This window comes from Halorubrum hochsteinianum (genome assembly GCF_023702125.1).
Lineage (GTDB): Archaea > Halobacteriota > Halobacteria > Halobacteriales > Haloferacaceae > Halorubrum > Halorubrum hochsteinianum.
Map to the genome: position 1 here is coordinate 792481 of NZ_CP098415.1, position 13724 is coordinate 806204.

A 13724-nucleotide genomic window follows, 5' to 3' on the forward strand; every position below is an offset into this window, starting at 1 on the left:
ATCACGGACCCGAGCGAGCCGGGCGGCGACGCGGGCCGGCTCAGACGAGCGCGTCCACGTCGACGTGGTCGCCGAGCAGTTCGGCCATCCGGTCGACGGTGCGGACGTCGCGCGTGCGGCCGCCGCGGACGACCGCCTCGGCGCGGTCGATGGCCGTGACCGTGTCGGTGTTCACCGCCAGCACGGGCTTGCCGGCGTCCGCGGCCTTGCCCAGCACCGCGCCGGAGGGGCGGTGGCCCCCGGTGAGGACGAGACAGGCGACGCCCGAGGCGTCGAGCGCGGCGGTCTGTACGTCCGCGCGGTCGCCGCCCGTGATGACGGCGGCGTCGCGGGCGCGCCGGAAGTACCGCAGCGCTTCGTCGCCGCCCATCGCGCCGACGAGGAAGCGCTCGACGAACGCGTCGGTGGGCGCGTCCGTGAGCAGTTCGGCACCCAGCTCGTCGGTGAGCTCGCCGACCGTGACGCCCGCGAGCTCCTTCTCGTACGGGAGCGCGCCGAACACCGTGATCCCCTTCGATTCGAGGAACGGGATGCCGTCCTGGTCGAGCGACTCGAAGGCGTCGTCGGACACCTTGTTGAACACGACGCCGGCGAGGCGGTCGCCGAACGCGTCGGCGGCCGCCAGCACCTCGTCCAAGTCGTTCGGCGAGCCGTACTCGGCGACGAGGACGACCCGCGCGTCGAGCAGCTCCGCCACGTCCACGTCGGTGAGGTCGACGACGCCGCCGGTGGTCCAGCTGCCGCCGCCCTCGACGAACACCTGGTCGTGGTCGGCGGCGATGCCCTCGTACTCCTCGCGGATCCGGTCGCGCAGGGCGTCGGGGTCCTCGGTGCCGCGGACCGCGCCCTCGACGAACGTCGGCGAGTAGACGACCGGTTCCATCTGGTGCATCTCGGCGTCTAAGCCGAGCACCTCGCGGGCGAGCATCGGGTCCTGGTCGAGCGTCTTGCCGACGTTCGACTGGAGCCGGGTGCCCTTCGGTTTCATGTAGCCGACGCTGCGGTCGCCCTCCGCGGCGAGCCGCGCTAAGGCGACGGTGATCGCTGTCTTTCCGGCGCTGTCTCCGGTCGCGGTGACGAGTGTGGTGGGTGTGTCAGTCATTGGTGGGTTCCTCCGCGTCGATCGGGGTCGGGTCGGTCTCCGGGTCGGCCGTCGCCGAGTCGAGTTCCTCCGGGTCGACGGTGAGTCTCACGTCGACGGCGGCGGCGTTCGTGCCGCCGTCGTCGTCGGGCAGTGCGACGAGGGGGTTGATGTCGAGTTCGAGGATGGCCGGGAAGTCGGTGACCAGCTGCGAGAGCCGGCCGATCGTCTCGATCACGGCGTCGACGTCGACCGGGTCGCGGCCGCGGGCACCCCGCAACAGCGGTGCCGACTGGATCTCCTCGGTCATCTCGCGGGCCTCCGGCTCGGAGACGGGCGCGACGCGGAAGGTGGTGTCCTCCATCACCTCCACGAAGATGCCGCCCAGCCCGAACATCAGCAGCGGCCCGAACTGCGGGTCGCGGTTCATGCCGACGATCGTCTCGACGCCGTCGTCGAGATCGACCATCTCCTGCACCTGCACGCCGAGGACGGTCGCGTCCGGCTGGTAGTTGCGCGCGCGGGTGATCAGGTCCTCGTAGGTGTCGGCCACGTCCTCGTCGCTCACGCCGACGGCGACGCCACCGATGTCGGACTTATGCAGGATGTCCGGCGAGACGATCTTCATCACCACGTCGCCGTCGACCGCTTCGGCTACCTCCCGGGCGCGCTCCGGCGAGTCGACGATCTCGCCGTCGGGCGTGGGGATGCCGTAGGCGTCGAGCAGTTCCATCGCCTCGACGCCCAGCCGGTTGTCGTCGCGGTCGCGCACCGTACCGAGGATCTCGCGGGCGCGCTCGCGGTCGACGTCGAACGACATCGGCTCGGCGTACTCCCGGGCTTTGATGTCGCGGTACTCGGCCAGCGTCGCGAGGCTGTCGATTGCGCGCGCGGGATCGAAGTAACAGGGGATCCCCTGCGCCTGAAGCCGCTGTTTCGGCTCGCGGGTCCGGTCGCCGCCCATCAGGCAGGCGGCGACGGGGGCGTCCATCTCGGCGCTCACGTCGGTGATCGCGTCCGCCAGCTCGTCGAAGTCGATCGTCGCCGTCGGCGCGGCCAACACGAGGGCGGCCCCGACGTTGTCGTCGGCGACGGTCGTTTCGAGCGCCTCCCGGAACCGCGCCACGTCGGCGTCGCCGATCACGTCGACCGGGTTGTGGATGTTCGCCTCCTCCGGCATCGACTCGGCGAGGGCGTCCGTCGTCTCGCGCGTGAACGACGCCATGTCGAGGTCGGCGTCGCCGACCGCGTCCGTCGCCATCACGCCCGGGCCGCCGGCGTTCGTGACGATGGCGACGCTGTCGGTGTCCGGCAGCGGCTGGCTGCCGAGGATGCCGGCGGCGTCGAACAGCTCGTCGACCGACTCCGCGCGGATGACGCCCGCCTGATCGAGGCCGGCCTCGTACGCCTTGTCGGAGCCGGCGAGCGTGCCGGTGTGCGAGGAGGCGGCCTGCGCGCCGGCGCTGGTCCGCCCCGACTTCACGGCGACGATCGGGGTGTCCTGGGTCGTCTCGCGGGCGGTCTCGATGAACTCGCGGCCGTCCTCGATCCCTTCGAGGTAGCCGATTATCACGTCGGTCTCCTCGTCCGCCCCCCAGTGGTCGACGAAGTCCGTCTCGTCTAACACCGCCTTGTTGCCGAGCGAGACGACGTCCTTGAAGCCGATCCCGTTGTCGTTGGCCCAGTCGAGGACCGCCGTGACGAACGCGCCGGACTGGCTCATGAAGGAGAGCCCGCCCGGGAGCGCGTTCTCCGGGCCGAACGTCGCGTTCATCCCGGAGGGCGTCGACATGATCCCCAGGCTGTTGGGGCCGACGAGGTTGAGGTCGTGCTCGTCGGCTAGCTCCGCGAGGCGCTGCTCCCTCGCGGCCCCGTCCTCTCCGGTCTCGCCGAACCCGGCGGTGATCACGACGACGTTCCGGACGCCGGCCTCGCCGCACGCCTCGATCGCGTCCAACACGATCGAGGGGGGGACGACGACGACGGCCACGTCGGCGTCGGCGTCGGCCACCTCGTCGACGCAGGGCGTCCCGAGCACCTCGTCGTAGTTCGGGTTGACGGGGACCGTGTCGCCGTCGAAGTCGTCGAGGAGATTCGACGTGACGGCGCGACCGACGGCACCCTCGCGGGCGGTGGCACCGACGACGGCGACCCGGTCCGGGTCGAACAGCTCGTTGAGCGTACCCATCAACGCGGAAGTACGCGAAGCGTGGGCTTAAGATCGGTGGGATGTTCTTCGAAATCGGAGTCAACGGTGAACGATCGATCGGGTTTCCGTCAGCCGTCCGTCGATCCCGGCGGGGGATCCGCGGCGGCCTCTCCGTCGGTCGCGGTCTCCGACGCCGCACCTCGATCCGGCCCCGTCTCCGACACCGCGTCCCGGTCCGCGGCGACGCCGTCGAGCCCGGCGGCCGACGCCGCGCCCCCGCCGTCGGGCTCCGCGGCCGAGCCGCCGCCGGAAACCGCCGACGGCCGGCCGTCAGCCGTCGTCGAGGCGGGGTCACGGTCGGCGTCGGGGACGCTGATCGTCACCTCGTTGCCGTCGACGCCGGTGTCGAACCGCAGGTCCCCGCCGGAGCGGTCCGCGATCCAGTAGACGAGCCACAGGCCCATCCCGTCGGTGTGTCTGAGGTCGTCCATCCTCCAGCGGTCGGTGATGGGGTCGCGCTCGGCCGGCGGGATCGGCGGGCCGTTGTCCCGAACCGCGATCTCGACGCGGTCGGCCGGGACCGTGACCTCGATCTCGACCGTCGGCGTCGCCTCCGCGTGTTCGATCGCGTTCTCGATCAGCTCCGCGATCGCGTAGTCGAGCTCGGGGTGGGTGAACGCGCGCGCGCCGTCGGGACAGGAGACGGACACCCCCACCGGCGAGTCGCCGGGGTCGCCGACCGCGTCCGCGACCGCGCTCTCGACGAGCGGCGCGACGCGGAGGGGCTGCGGCGGCTCGTGCTGGCGGAGCAGGTCGATCACGCCGCGCTGCTTCTCGGCGGTGGTGAGCAGGTCGTCGGCGACGCGGCGGACCGTCTCCGCGTGCTCGATCACGTCGGCCGCGAGCTCCGCGAAGTCGGCCTCGGAATCGACGGACTCGGAAGCCGAAGAGTCGGAGCCGTCGAGCGTCGGCGACGCCGATGACGCCGACGGCCCCGCCGCGTCGCGGACCCGGTCGGCGATCCGTTCGGCGGTCCCGTCGACGATGTTCATGTCGTTGCGGATCGTGTGTCGGAGCAGGTTGTCCATCACCGTGAGCTGGCGCTCGCGGCGGTACTCGTCGGTGACGTCGCGGGCGAACCCGGTGACCGCGACGACCTCGCCGCCCTCGGTCACGGGCCGACCGGGCACCCGGACCCAGCTCGTCGGCCCGTCGGGGGAGCCGACCCGGTAGTCGAGGTTCGTGGACTCGCCGGCGGAGAGCCGCTCCATCGCGCGTTCGACCGCGGGGCGGTCGTCGGGGTGGACCGACTCCAGGAACCGCCGCGGCCGGCGGTCGAGCGCGTCGGGGTCGATCCCGAACACCGGCTCGACCGCGCCGTTGACGAACAGCAGTTCGGTCCAGTCGGCGCTGAACATCCACAGCACGTCGGGGGAGGTCGAGGCGATGGTCTCCAAGCGCCGCCGGGACTCCACTTCGAGGGTGATGTCGCGGGAGCTGAGCGCGTAGCCGTCGATGCCGGTCTCCGCGGGCGGGAACACGAGGGTGCGGAACCACACCCAGTCGCCGTCGGCGGTCGCGTAGCGGTACTCGACCGGGGAGTCGGACCGCGTGCCGTCGGCGACGATAGACTCGAACGCGGCGCGGACGCGGTCGACGTCGTCGGGATGGACCAGGTCGAACGCGTTCCGGCCGACGAGCTCGTCGGGGTCGAACCCGAGGAGCTCTTCGGTGGCCGCGCTGAGGTACCGGAACCGACCCCGCTCGTCGATCACCGCGATCTTGTCTTGCGCGAGATCGATGAGGGTCTCTGGCTCCGGCGAGCGAGACATACGAGACAGGTCCGCAAACTGACCTAAAACCTTGACCGTTCGATTATCACGTCCGAAAAGCAGCGCCGGACGGCGCGGCTCCGCGCGTCCCGAACGGCGGTCAGTCGGCTGAGACGCCGGGCGCGTCGAGCGCGGACGCGAGGGGGTCGGCCCCGTCGCCGTCGACCGAGAGCGTCACGCCGTCGTCGCCGAGTTCGACCGCGGCGTCCGCGGCGTCGCGGACGTACTCGGCGGCGTGGTCGCCGTTCGGGTCGAACCGGACCCCCTCGGCGAGCAGCGGGGTCTCGCTCAGCAGTTCGACCTTCCGGTAGGCGGTCGAGAGCGCGATGTCGCAGGCCTCGGCGAGCTCGCTCGTCGTCCTCGGCGTCGCCGCGGCGGCGAGGATCGCCCGGCAGTCGCCGTCGGCGAGCGCCTCGAACGTCGCGTCGAGCGCCGCGTCGTCGTCGGTCGTCGTCGTCGCGTCGTTCGCTCGCGGGCTTCGCTTCATATTGATACGTAACGGCTCTGAGCCCCCGAACCGTGGCCCATCATATGCGGGGTGTTTTATACCGCGGTGCGCGCCCGTCAACGTTTTTGCCCGGGGCGGGCACGGACGAACGAGATGGGTTCGGGAATCCGGGCGGAGGTCTCGCTGCCGACCGAAGCGCCGTCGCCGTTCGACGGCGTCGTCGACGGGGCGACCCCGGTCACCGGCGTCTCGCGGTGTACGCCCGAGGACGACCGCGAGCGCGTCGTCGTGGAGTTCATCGCGGACGCCGACCTGTCGGTCCCCGAGGGGGTCGACGTCGTCTTCGATTACGGCGGCCGAGCCGCCTACCGGTTCGACGCCGCGGTCGACCCCGACTCGCCGTTCGCCGTGCTCGACCGCCACGAGACCCCCGTCTCGGAGGCGGTGGTCCGCGACGGGCGGCTCCGCGTCACCTTCCACGCGAGCGACCTGCCGACGCTGCGGTCCGTGTTGGAGGCATTCCGGGACGGCTGCCCGGACATGGAGGTGAAGCGCCTGCTCCAGTCGACGACGACCCCGACCGAGTCGGACCTGGTCACCGTCGACCGGAGCGAGCTGACCGAGCGCCAGCGCGAGGTGCTCGCGGCCGCCTACGAAGCGGGGTACTTCGACCACCCGAAGGGGGCCAACGCCGGCGAGGTGGCCGAGTCGCTGGGGATCGGCCGGTCGACGTTCACCGAACACGTCGCGGCCGCCCAGCGGAAGCTGTTCGGGGCGCTGCTCGATTGACCGCGTTCCGAATCCGCGAGAATCCGAAACCCGTTTGATGGGCGTGGGTGTCGTACCCACGAGTATGACGCCCCCACCGACGCAAACGTTCGTCTGCCCGGAGTGTCGGCGCTCGATCGAGGTGGACGACGCGATGCGGTCGACGCTGCTCGAGACGGGCTGCGTCGTCTGCGGGGCCCCGGTCACCGAGGAGGACGTCGGCGAAGCGCCGGCGATGAGCTGACCGGTCGCCCCCTCGCGCCCCACCGCGGTCGGCCCCGCAGCGCCCTCCAGCCCCGCAGCGCCCTCCGGCCCCGCAGCGACTCCCGACCCCGCACCGTCCGGTCTCGAATCGTCTCGTGCCCTTTATGCCGCCGTACGAAGAAGTTCGCGTATGGCGACGAACAGCGAGGTCGAGATGTCTCCGGCGGAGGTGGACGCGTTCCTCTCGCGCCACGAGACGGGAGTGCTCGCGCTCGCGCGCGACGACGCGCCGTACGCGATCCCGATCTCGTACGGGTACGACGCGGACGACCGCGCGCTGTTCCTCCGGCTGGTGTCGACGCCCGACAGCGAGAAGCGCGAGTTCCTCGCGTCGACGCCGCGGGCCCGCGTCGTCGTCTACGAGGACGAGGGCGACGAGTACGCGAGCGTCGTCGGCGTCGGGACGCTCGAACGGGTCGACCTCGACGAGCTCACCCCCGAGACGATCGCGCAGTACGGCGAGGCCCGACGCCCGCTCTTCGAGATCTGGGCGGATGACAAACCGGACCTAGACATCGAACTCTACCGCTTCGCGCCCGAGACGCTGACCGGACGGACCGTCGTCGTCGAACGGGACGAAGGGTAGATGGTCGGGGTAGTGACTGAGCGGGGACAGTGAGGCGACGATCGGGCCTGCGGACGTACCGATTATTTTGGAGACACAGAATAAAACAGCATGACCGATGAACTGTCGTATCCATCTCGAGAACTCGTCTGCGATCTACACGCCCAGATCGTCAGGGAAGGCGAGGTGACAGAGCCGGGAATCCGGTCGACAGATTCGATAGGGTCCGCGTTACAGTACGTTTCAGAGGGGTACTTCGGGGAGAGTCCGGAAACGATCCATCAGAAGGCGGTCCACCTGATGCGGTTGCTCGTCGCCGATCATCCGTTTGTCGACGGGAACAAGCGAACAGCGCTCCGGACGGTGGTCGTCTTTTACATGCTGAACGGGTACACGTTCGAGTACGGCGACGAGATTCGAGCGTTGCTCCACCGGTTTGCGACTGCCGAATCCGACGTCGACATCACGACGGCCGTCGTGTATTTTCGCGCGTGTGCGCGCCGCAACGGCTAAATGGGATGCAGAACGAATAACATCATATAAATGGCGTCCAGTAGCGATTCCACGACTTCGGTCGATGACGAAGTCCGCCGCCTGTACGAGCGGTATCAGTCGGCCGAGACGGACGCGGAACGCCGAGAGATCGCCTTAGAGATGGGCGAACTCGACGGCCGACGCCACGCGGCCATCTACGAACGACTCGAAACGGAGTAGCCGGGTCGAATACGGAACGACCCCGACGGGAATCCGTTCGCGCCCGCGCGAGTGGGTCGACGATCTCACCCCCGAGACGATCGCGCAGTACGGCGAGGCGCAACGCCCGCTCTTCGAGATCTGGGAAGAAGACAAGCCGGATCTGGACATCGAACTCTACCACTTCGCGCCCGAGACGCTGACCGGACGGACCGTCGTCGTCGAACGGGACGACGAGTAGCAGTCTTCGCGGTCGACCGGCGCTGTTTTTCGGGACGAGTTCGGTCGTGGCCGCTCTCAGTCGTTACGTAGACGAGCGTCTCGGAGAGCCAGTCAACGCGCACTCAGTCCGGAAACGGAGCCGACGACACCGCGAGATCGGAGCGGTGCCAAGTCGACATCCGATTCACAGTATGTCTCGGGGCGGTGTCGTCGGCAGCCTGCGGATCACCGGTCTGAGATAAGTAGCTGTTCGTTCGAGCAGTATTTCGGCCGCGAGCGCCGCCGCTGGTCGGAGCGAGCCGCGATAAAGAAGGACCGTGTGGGTCGGCCCGCGAGGGCCGATGGTTAGTGACTGCGAGTCGCGTCCGCGACAGCGGCGGTGGAACCGAAACGAAAGGCCGGCTCAGAAACCGTAGCGTTTGTGAGCCTCGCCGATGGGAACGATCTCCAGCACGCGGACTTCCGCGTCGTCCTCCAAGACCGTGTAAATCGCCGTGTAGGTCCGCGAGATGTGTATCCGATAGCGATCGCGACGACCGTCGATCGGGAGTTTCTCTTTGTCTCCGCGACCGCGTTCCGGGTACGGACTCGCCGCGAGATACTCGAGGTTCTCCGTACAGATGCGCTCGGTCTTCTCGTCGGCGACTTCAAGGAACTCCCGGGCCTCATCAGCGAGCAGGACGTCGTACTCAGACATCCGTGAGGGATGTTAACTCGTCTCGATCCGCATCCTCTAACTCCTGAAATCGCTGTTCAAGATCCTGACGCCGACGCTGTTGGGCGAGTTCGGCGAGCAGATCGTCGTACGTCTGCCCCGGTTCCTTCAGCTCGTGGAGCTCCTTCCGCGTCTCCTCGGTCACCGGAATGCGCTTGTCCGCGGACATCGGTCTGTACGGACGTATCAGGCTGATCGTCTTAACAGTTCTGGGGATCGCGATCGTCACGAGTCGACCGTCGCACCGAGACGGGACTCGGTAGCGACGAGCGCGAGCGCCGCCGCTGGTCGGAGCGAGGCGCGATAAAGAAAACCGCGTGTGGGTCGGCCCGCGAGGGCCGGTGGTTCGAAGCTACGAGTCGCGACCGTCAGGCAACGATGTTACTCGTTGCGGCGGGTCGCGAGCAGCGCAGCCGCGATGAGCGCGACGAGCGCACCGAAGCCGGGCGTTCCGTCATCTCTATAACCGTTCCGGTCAGGGCACGACGGTCGCCGCGTCGTTGCTGTCGGGGGCGACGGAAACCGAGATCACGAGCTCATCGAACCAGACGACCGGGCGCTTACGCTGGCCTTCGCGGTCGAAACGAACGATGCCGAGACGGGCAAGACGGGACAGTTCTTCGTGGACGTTTTTCACGTCGCGGTCGACGACACGGGCGGTCTCGTTGATACTGGCCGGCTCTTCCCGGCGTACGGCTTCGATGAGGTCGAGTGTGTTCGGCGTCAGCGTCCGGAGGAGCGCGTCGTAGCTCGTGAACGCGAGTCGCGGCGGCGACGCTGGATCGCCGCCGCGATCTAGCGACGCGATCCCGTCCGCGACATCGTCACGGAACTCGTCGGTTGAGCGAACGGTCACGACGAGCGTCGACGCGGCGCGGAGCTGTTCGCGTTCCATCGGGTGAAGCGGTGGCGTGTCATCGGTCATGATGGGGCGTAGTCAATCGATTTCGATCGTCGATTTCGGTATTTCACTCCAGAACCGGGTCCAGAGCGGGACGATGCCGGGAAACTCAATGCGGGTCGGCTCGGGGTCAGGTGCGACGTGGAGTTCGTGGCCTTTGGTGTCCTCGTGTGAGTTGTCATATCGCCGGATGGTCCCGTCGTCGAGCGTCTGAGGGGGATCGGGAACCGTCATTCCGTAGTGGAACTTGTACGCCCATCCGGAGGGGTACGCGTCCCGATCTGTCCGCATACAGAACACCCGGACGACCGTTCCGTCCGCGTAGGTCTGTCCCTCGCTGATACCGTCGAGGTCGTCGGCACTCGGCCCGACCATCTACGCGATGATACGCAGTCCGCCGATATCAAGGTATTGGTCTACAAGCCAATGGCTGGAGTCGGCACATCACCGTGGGCCGATACGATCTGGCCTGCTTTCCACGCATACCCTCGTAGGTCGCTGGTCGATCGTCGAGCCTCGGCCGTCGCGGTTGGCATGACGACGACCGCAAGCGCCGCCGCTGGTCGAAGCGAGGCGCGATAAAAAAAAAACCGCGTGTGGGGTCGGCCCGCGAGGGCCGATGGTTCGAAGCTACGAGTCGCGACCGTCAGGCAACGATGTTACTCGTTGCGGCGGGTCGCGAGCAGCGCAGCAGCGATGAGGGCGACGAGCGCGACGAGCGCACCGAAGCCGGGCGTTCCGTCGTCGGTGGAGTCGCCTTCGCTGTCACCTTCGCTGTCGCCTTCACTGTCACCAGAGGAGTCGCCTTCACTGTCACCAGAGGAGTCGCCTTCGCTGTCACCACTAGAGTCACCAGAGGAGTCGTCTCCGCTGGAGTCACCGCTGGCCTCGATGGTCAGCGTGCCAGTGGCCTCGTCGTCGTCGGTCGCGACGCCGTGCGTGTAATCGCCGGCTTCGAGACCGGACGTGTCGGCAGTGAACTCGACGGTGGTACTGTTACCGTCCGCGAGCGTCACTTCCTGACTGTCGAGCTCGTCGCCGTCAAGCGTGAGCGCGACATCCTGAGTGGCCTCCTGACCGCCGGTGTTCTCGATCGTCGCGGAGACGTCAACCGAGTCACCAGCCGTCGCGGTGGCTTCCTCAGGGTTCAGGTCCGAGACCTCGAAGGTCGCGGGGTCCTGCGTAGCCTCGACAAGGACAGCATCGCTGTCAGCAACGGTGGAGCTGCCGACACGGAAGTTGACGGTCGCTTCGTCGTCGACCTGACCTTCCGTCGTGTCGATGGTGGCCTCGAAGGTACCATCCTCGGCGATCTCCAGGTCATCATCCGTCAGGATGAAGCCGGGCGAAACGCCGGACGCGGAACGGAGACGGACGCTGATGTCCGTTCCGGGCGCAACGTTCGTCGTGCCCGTGACCGTCGCTTCCTCGCTCACGCCGACTTCAACGTCGCCATCAGCGTTCGTGTTATCGAAGGTCGCATCCCGGTCTTCGAGCGTGAAGCTCGCCTCGGTAGAGGCGTCAGATTCAGTGTCGTAGTACGGGAACGCATCGTCCGTGTCACCGACGTTGTACTCGCCACCAGCATTGTCGAACTCGTAGCGGTTGTCCTCGTCAGTCACGTACTCGTAGGTGACATCGAAGTCCTCACCGTCGGAGACGCTCTGAGTGAACGAGTCGTCGTTACTCGTGTCGACCACGACGAAGAACTGACCGTCACCGAAGTAGACGGTTGTCTCGGTGAAGTCGAGCTGCGCCGGTTCCTGATTCGCAGTCGCCGACGATGCTTCAACCTCGAAGTTCACGCCCTCGTAGTCGTTCGTGAGGAGCGCGTTGAAGGCGGAGCCCTCAACACCCTCGTCGAGTTCGTTGAGGTCAGCGCTGCTCTGCTGAGCCACGAACCCTTCGACACCGTCAGCTTCGACCTGAAGGACCATCCGGTCGTCCAGGGCAACGGTGTCGCTCGGGGTCACTTCTTCGAGCAGTTCGGAGACGTCGTCATCTTCGTCCGTGTCGCCGGACGGCGACGTGTGGACGGTGACACCGTCAATGGTCGGCTCGACGAGGTCGAGCGTCGCAATGTCGAGCTCGTCGTCAACGGTGAGGTCACCATCTTCGTCAACGGCGAAGACGCCGTCACCGCTAGCGACCATCTCGTATTCACCGGGCTGGGCCGGGCGGATCAGCTGGCCCTGGTCAAGCCCGTCCGAACTCGTCCGGAAGTCGTTGAGGTCACTGAAGGTGGAGGAGTCGCCATCCTCATCCTCGTAGGTGGCCCCAGACGGGGCGCGCTCGACGATGTCGTCCGCCGAGTAGTATGCGTCACTAGCCTGGTTCGTACCAAGCACACGCGTGTTAACCTCGAAGGTCACTTCGTCGTCATCGTCGTCGTCCTCAACGCGGACAACGTCGAAGAAGCCGGCGTCGGAACCGCCGATACCGATGTAGGCCTCACTCGTGTCCTCAAGGTCAACAGTAACGTTCGTCACGTCACCAGCCGCAGCAGTGGTGATGGAGTCACCGAAGCTGGCTTCGACGTCCTCTTCCTGAACGGTTACCGAAGCAGAGTCGCTTGCTTCGGTGTCGTAGACCTCCATGTCGAACTGGTAGTCACCAGAGTCGATGGAGGTGTTGCTGAAGTTTGCGATGATCTGGTCGTTGCGGTACCCCTCAACGATGATCTCGTCGTCTTCAGCGTTCTCGTCAATCTCGACATCGTTCACCGGCGAGTTATCGCCAGCGAACAGCGCTTCGAGGTCCTCGTAGTCGAGGCTGTCAGCGCTGATGATGACGTTGTAGCTGTTACGCTGCGACTCAGTGGTGATCTCAGCTGCAGTTTCGCCGGTGTCGTAGGAGTCCTCCTCCCACTCAGCGGCGAAGTTCTGAACAGTCAGCTCGAACGTGTTGTCGCGAGTCTCCGCGAGGTCGCCGCCGCGGAGGAAGTAGTCACCGCTCTCGAGATCCTCGGTGTCGAGGTCAATGAACCCGTCACCGTCGGACGTGTACTCGGATTCGAACGTGCTCGAGGAGATCTGATCCCCGTCGAACTCGTCAACCGAGCGGAGCGTGTAGTCCGTGTTCTGTTCGAGGTCAGTCGCGTTGATGTCCTGACCCTGGTAGTAGATTCCCTGAGAGTTGTCGTCAACCTGGAAGGTAACAGAGCCAGAGCCGCCGGTCGAGCCGACCTCAACAGGCACGTCGAACGTGATGTCGTTACCCTCGGAGTACGAGACAGTAACGGTGTAGTTCGTGCTCTGAGAACTCAGCGGAGCAGTAAGCTGATTGTTGAAGTTGTTGAACGTGGCCGTACTGTCAGCAGCGATAGTCTGGCCGCTGGTGTCGCTGCTGGTGGTCGAGCCGAGCGAGACCGAAACGTCAACGCCAGTCATCTGAGCGCTGTTGGGGCCATTGTTAACCTCAACAACGATGTCGCTGGCACTGACAGATTCGCCGGTGTCGAGTTCACTCGGGAGGTTGTTAGCCTGCGTGACGTCGCCCACGTTCAGCGTGAGGGCACTGGAACTGATGTCGCCCGAGCTGGTTCCGGTGACGACCTCATCGTTGCTCGAGTTGTACAGGACAACTCGGTGGTCGTAGGAACCGGGAGCGAGGTTGCCAATTGCGGAGGACGCACTACTGAACGTTACGTCCTTGGTGTCTCCTTGGGCGAGGTTAGTCCCACTAAAGTCGGCAGTATCGACGGTGGAGAACCCATCGCCAGAGTCAACTTGGAACGCGAAAGAGTCCGCGCTGGGCAGGTTGGTCGCGTTGAGATTCTCGGAATCCGTGTTTTCAACCGTAACGTCCGGCGTTACTTCTGTACCTTCTGTGATGGAGGCATCATCACTCGGCGTGTTGTAGGTAATGGTCACGTTCGTACCGTCCTGAACCGCAGCAGCGGGTGCTGCTGCAAAGCCGGCAGCGAACATGGACACTACCATAACCGCCGCGAAGAAGACCGCGTTGGCCTTCCCGCGATAGTTTGTGTCGTTTGTCATTGTTGTTGTGTTGTGTTCTGCGTCGCGACACCCTGCTTTGCCCCAATCTTGGTCGCCCGTTCGTCATCGACCAACATCGCATCGAGGG

14 protein-coding genes and 1 pseudogene are annotated in these 13724 nt (G+C 66.4%); 6 read left to right on the forward strand and 9 right to left on the reverse strand.

The genetic code is table 11. The annotated features are described in order from the left end of the window. Window positions 1-40: 40 nt before the first annotated feature. The 4 genes from NAF06_RS03925 to NAF06_RS03940 form a co-directional block, all read right to left on the reverse strand. Window positions 41-1102: a phosphotransacetylase family protein gene (locus tag NAF06_RS03925; RefSeq protein WP_008582354.1), complete on the reverse strand. Its 1062-nt coding sequence runs from the start codon at window positions 1100-1102 to the stop codon at window positions 41-43. Beyond that, window positions 1095-3269: an acetate--CoA ligase family protein gene (locus NAF06_RS03930; protein ID WP_008582356.1), complete on the reverse strand. Its 2175-nt coding sequence runs from the start codon at window positions 3267-3269 to the stop codon at window positions 1095-1097. Before NAF06_RS03930 ends, NAF06_RS03925 begins: the two co-directional genes overlap by 8 nt. Window positions 3270-3358: 89 nt before the next feature. Further along, complete coding sequence (locus NAF06_RS03935; RefSeq protein ID WP_008582358.1) at window positions 3359-5062, reverse strand: PAS domain-containing sensor histidine kinase; 1704 nt, start codon at window positions 5060-5062, stop codon at window positions 3359-3361. Between the two features lie 100 nt (window positions 5063-5162). Continuing rightward, window positions 5163-5549, reverse strand: coding sequence for a winged helix-turn-helix domain-containing protein (locus NAF06_RS03940; RefSeq protein WP_008582360.1), 387 nt, complete (start codon window positions 5547-5549; stop codon window positions 5163-5165). A gap of 114 nt (window positions 5550-5663) precedes the next feature. Here NAF06_RS03940 and NAF06_RS03945 point away from each other — a divergent pair, with 114 nt between their 5' ends. The 6 genes and pseudogenes from NAF06_RS03945 to NAF06_RS03970 form a co-directional block, all read left to right on the forward strand. Further along, complete coding sequence (locus NAF06_RS03945) at window positions 5664-6299, forward strand: helix-turn-helix domain-containing protein (RefSeq protein ID WP_008582361.1); 636 nt, start codon at window positions 5664-5666, stop codon at window positions 6297-6299. Window positions 6300-6363: 64 nt separating this feature from the next. Beyond that, window positions 6364-6522 (forward strand): DUF7560 family zinc ribbon protein, encoded by a 159-nt coding sequence (locus tag NAF06_RS03950; RefSeq protein ID WP_192813797.1) that lies wholly within the window; start codon window positions 6364-6366, stop codon window positions 6520-6522. Window positions 6523-6672: 150 nt separating this feature from the next. After that, window positions 6673-7128 (forward strand): pyridoxamine 5'-phosphate oxidase family protein, encoded by a 456-nt coding sequence (locus NAF06_RS03955; RefSeq protein ID WP_008582367.1) that lies wholly within the window; start codon window positions 6673-6675, stop codon window positions 7126-7128. Window positions 7129-7218: 90 nt separating this feature from the next. Continuing rightward, window positions 7219-7620 (forward strand): type II toxin-antitoxin system death-on-curing family toxin, encoded by a 402-nt coding sequence (locus NAF06_RS03960; protein WP_049908625.1) that lies wholly within the window; start codon window positions 7219-7221, stop codon window positions 7618-7620. A gap of 30 nt (window positions 7621-7650) precedes the next feature. After that, window positions 7651-7821: a hypothetical protein gene (locus tag NAF06_RS03965; RefSeq protein ID WP_008582370.1), complete on the forward strand. Its 171-nt coding sequence runs from the start codon at window positions 7651-7653 to the stop codon at window positions 7819-7821. A gap of 55 nt (window positions 7822-7876) precedes the next feature. Then, window positions 7877-8041: pseudogene (locus NAF06_RS03970) on the forward strand (pyridoxamine 5'-phosphate oxidase family protein); the annotation flags it as partial. A 384-nt stretch (window positions 8042-8425) separates the two neighbouring features. Here the strand turns inward: NAF06_RS03970 and NAF06_RS03975 are convergent. The 5 genes from NAF06_RS03975 to NAF06_RS03995 all read right to left on the reverse strand — a co-directional run bounded on the left by NAF06_RS03975 (window position 8426) and on the right by NAF06_RS03995 (window position 13636). Next, window positions 8426-8719 carry a type II toxin-antitoxin system RelE family toxin gene (locus NAF06_RS03975; protein WP_008582373.1) on the reverse strand — a complete coding sequence of 98 codons (294 nt, stop codon included), beginning with the start codon at window positions 8717-8719 and terminating at the stop codon, window positions 8426-8428. Continuing rightward, a complete protein-coding gene (locus tag NAF06_RS03980) occupies window positions 8712-8906 on the reverse strand; it encodes a DUF7557 family protein (protein ID WP_049908627.1) in 195 nt (64 codons plus the stop codon). The genes NAF06_RS03975 and NAF06_RS03980 overlap by 8 nt, the downstream gene beginning before the upstream one ends. Window positions 8907-9212: 306 nt before the next feature. Beyond that, a complete protein-coding gene (locus NAF06_RS03985) occupies window positions 9213-9662 on the reverse strand; it encodes an HVO_A0114 family putative DNA-binding protein (protein ID WP_192813798.1) in 450 nt (149 codons plus the stop codon). Window positions 9663-9674: 12 nt separating this feature from the next. Next, complete coding sequence (locus tag NAF06_RS03990; RefSeq protein WP_008582380.1) at window positions 9675-10013, reverse strand: toxin-antitoxin system TumE family protein; 339 nt, start codon at window positions 10011-10013, stop codon at window positions 9675-9677. Between the two features lie 284 nt (window positions 10014-10297). Further along, on the reverse strand, window positions 10298-13636 hold the full coding sequence (locus tag NAF06_RS03995; RefSeq protein ID WP_008582382.1) for a BGTF surface domain-containing protein: 3339 nt from the start codon (window positions 13634-13636) through the stop codon (window positions 10298-10300). Window positions 13637-13724: the final 88 nt, after the last annotated feature.

Bases quoted from the DNA above. Each gene is read 5' to 3' on its own strand.
- NAF06_RS03925 (WP_008582354.1), bottom strand. From the start codon at position 1,102: ATGACTGACACACCCACCACACTCGTCACCGCGACCGGAGACAGCGCC.
- NAF06_RS03930 (WP_008582356.1), bottom strand. From the start codon at position 3,269: ATGGGTACGCTCAACGAGCTGTTCGACCCGGACCGGGTCGCCGTCGTC.
- NAF06_RS03935 (WP_008582358.1), bottom strand. From the start codon at position 5,062: ATGTCTCGCTCGCCGGAGCCAGAGACCCTCATCGATCTCGCGCAAGAC.
- NAF06_RS03940 (WP_008582360.1), bottom strand. From the start codon at position 5,549: ATGAAGCGAAGCCCGCGAGCGAACGACGCGACGACGACGACCGACGAC.
- NAF06_RS03945 (WP_008582361.1), top strand. From the start codon at position 5,664: ATGGGTTCGGGAATCCGGGCGGAGGTCTCGCTGCCGACCGAAGCGCCG.
- NAF06_RS03950 (WP_192813797.1), top strand. From the start codon at position 6,364: ATGACGCCCCCACCGACGCAAACGTTCGTCTGCCCGGAGTGTCGGCGC.
- NAF06_RS03955 (WP_008582367.1), top strand. From the start codon at position 6,673: ATGGCGACGAACAGCGAGGTCGAGATGTCTCCGGCGGAGGTGGACGCG.
- NAF06_RS03960 (WP_049908625.1), top strand. From the start codon at position 7,219: ATGACCGATGAACTGTCGTATCCATCTCGAGAACTCGTCTGCGATCTA.
- NAF06_RS03965 (WP_008582370.1), top strand. From the start codon at position 7,651: ATGGCGTCCAGTAGCGATTCCACGACTTCGGTCGATGACGAAGTCCGC.
- NAF06_RS03975 (WP_008582373.1), bottom strand. From the start codon at position 8,719: ATGTCTGAGTACGACGTCCTGCTCGCTGATGAGGCCCGGGAGTTCCTT.
- NAF06_RS03980 (WP_049908627.1), bottom strand. From the start codon at position 8,906: ATGTCCGCGGACAAGCGCATTCCGGTGACCGAGGAGACGCGGAAGGAG.
- NAF06_RS03985 (WP_192813798.1), bottom strand. From the start codon at position 9,662: ATGACCGATGACACGCCACCGCTTCACCCGATGGAACGCGAACAGCTC.
- NAF06_RS03990 (WP_008582380.1), bottom strand. From the start codon at position 10,013: ATGGTCGGGCCGAGTGCCGACGACCTCGACGGTATCAGCGAGGGACAG.
- NAF06_RS03995 (WP_008582382.1), bottom strand. From the start codon at position 13,636: ATGACAAACGACACAAACTATCGCGGGAAGGCCAACGCGGTCTTCTTC.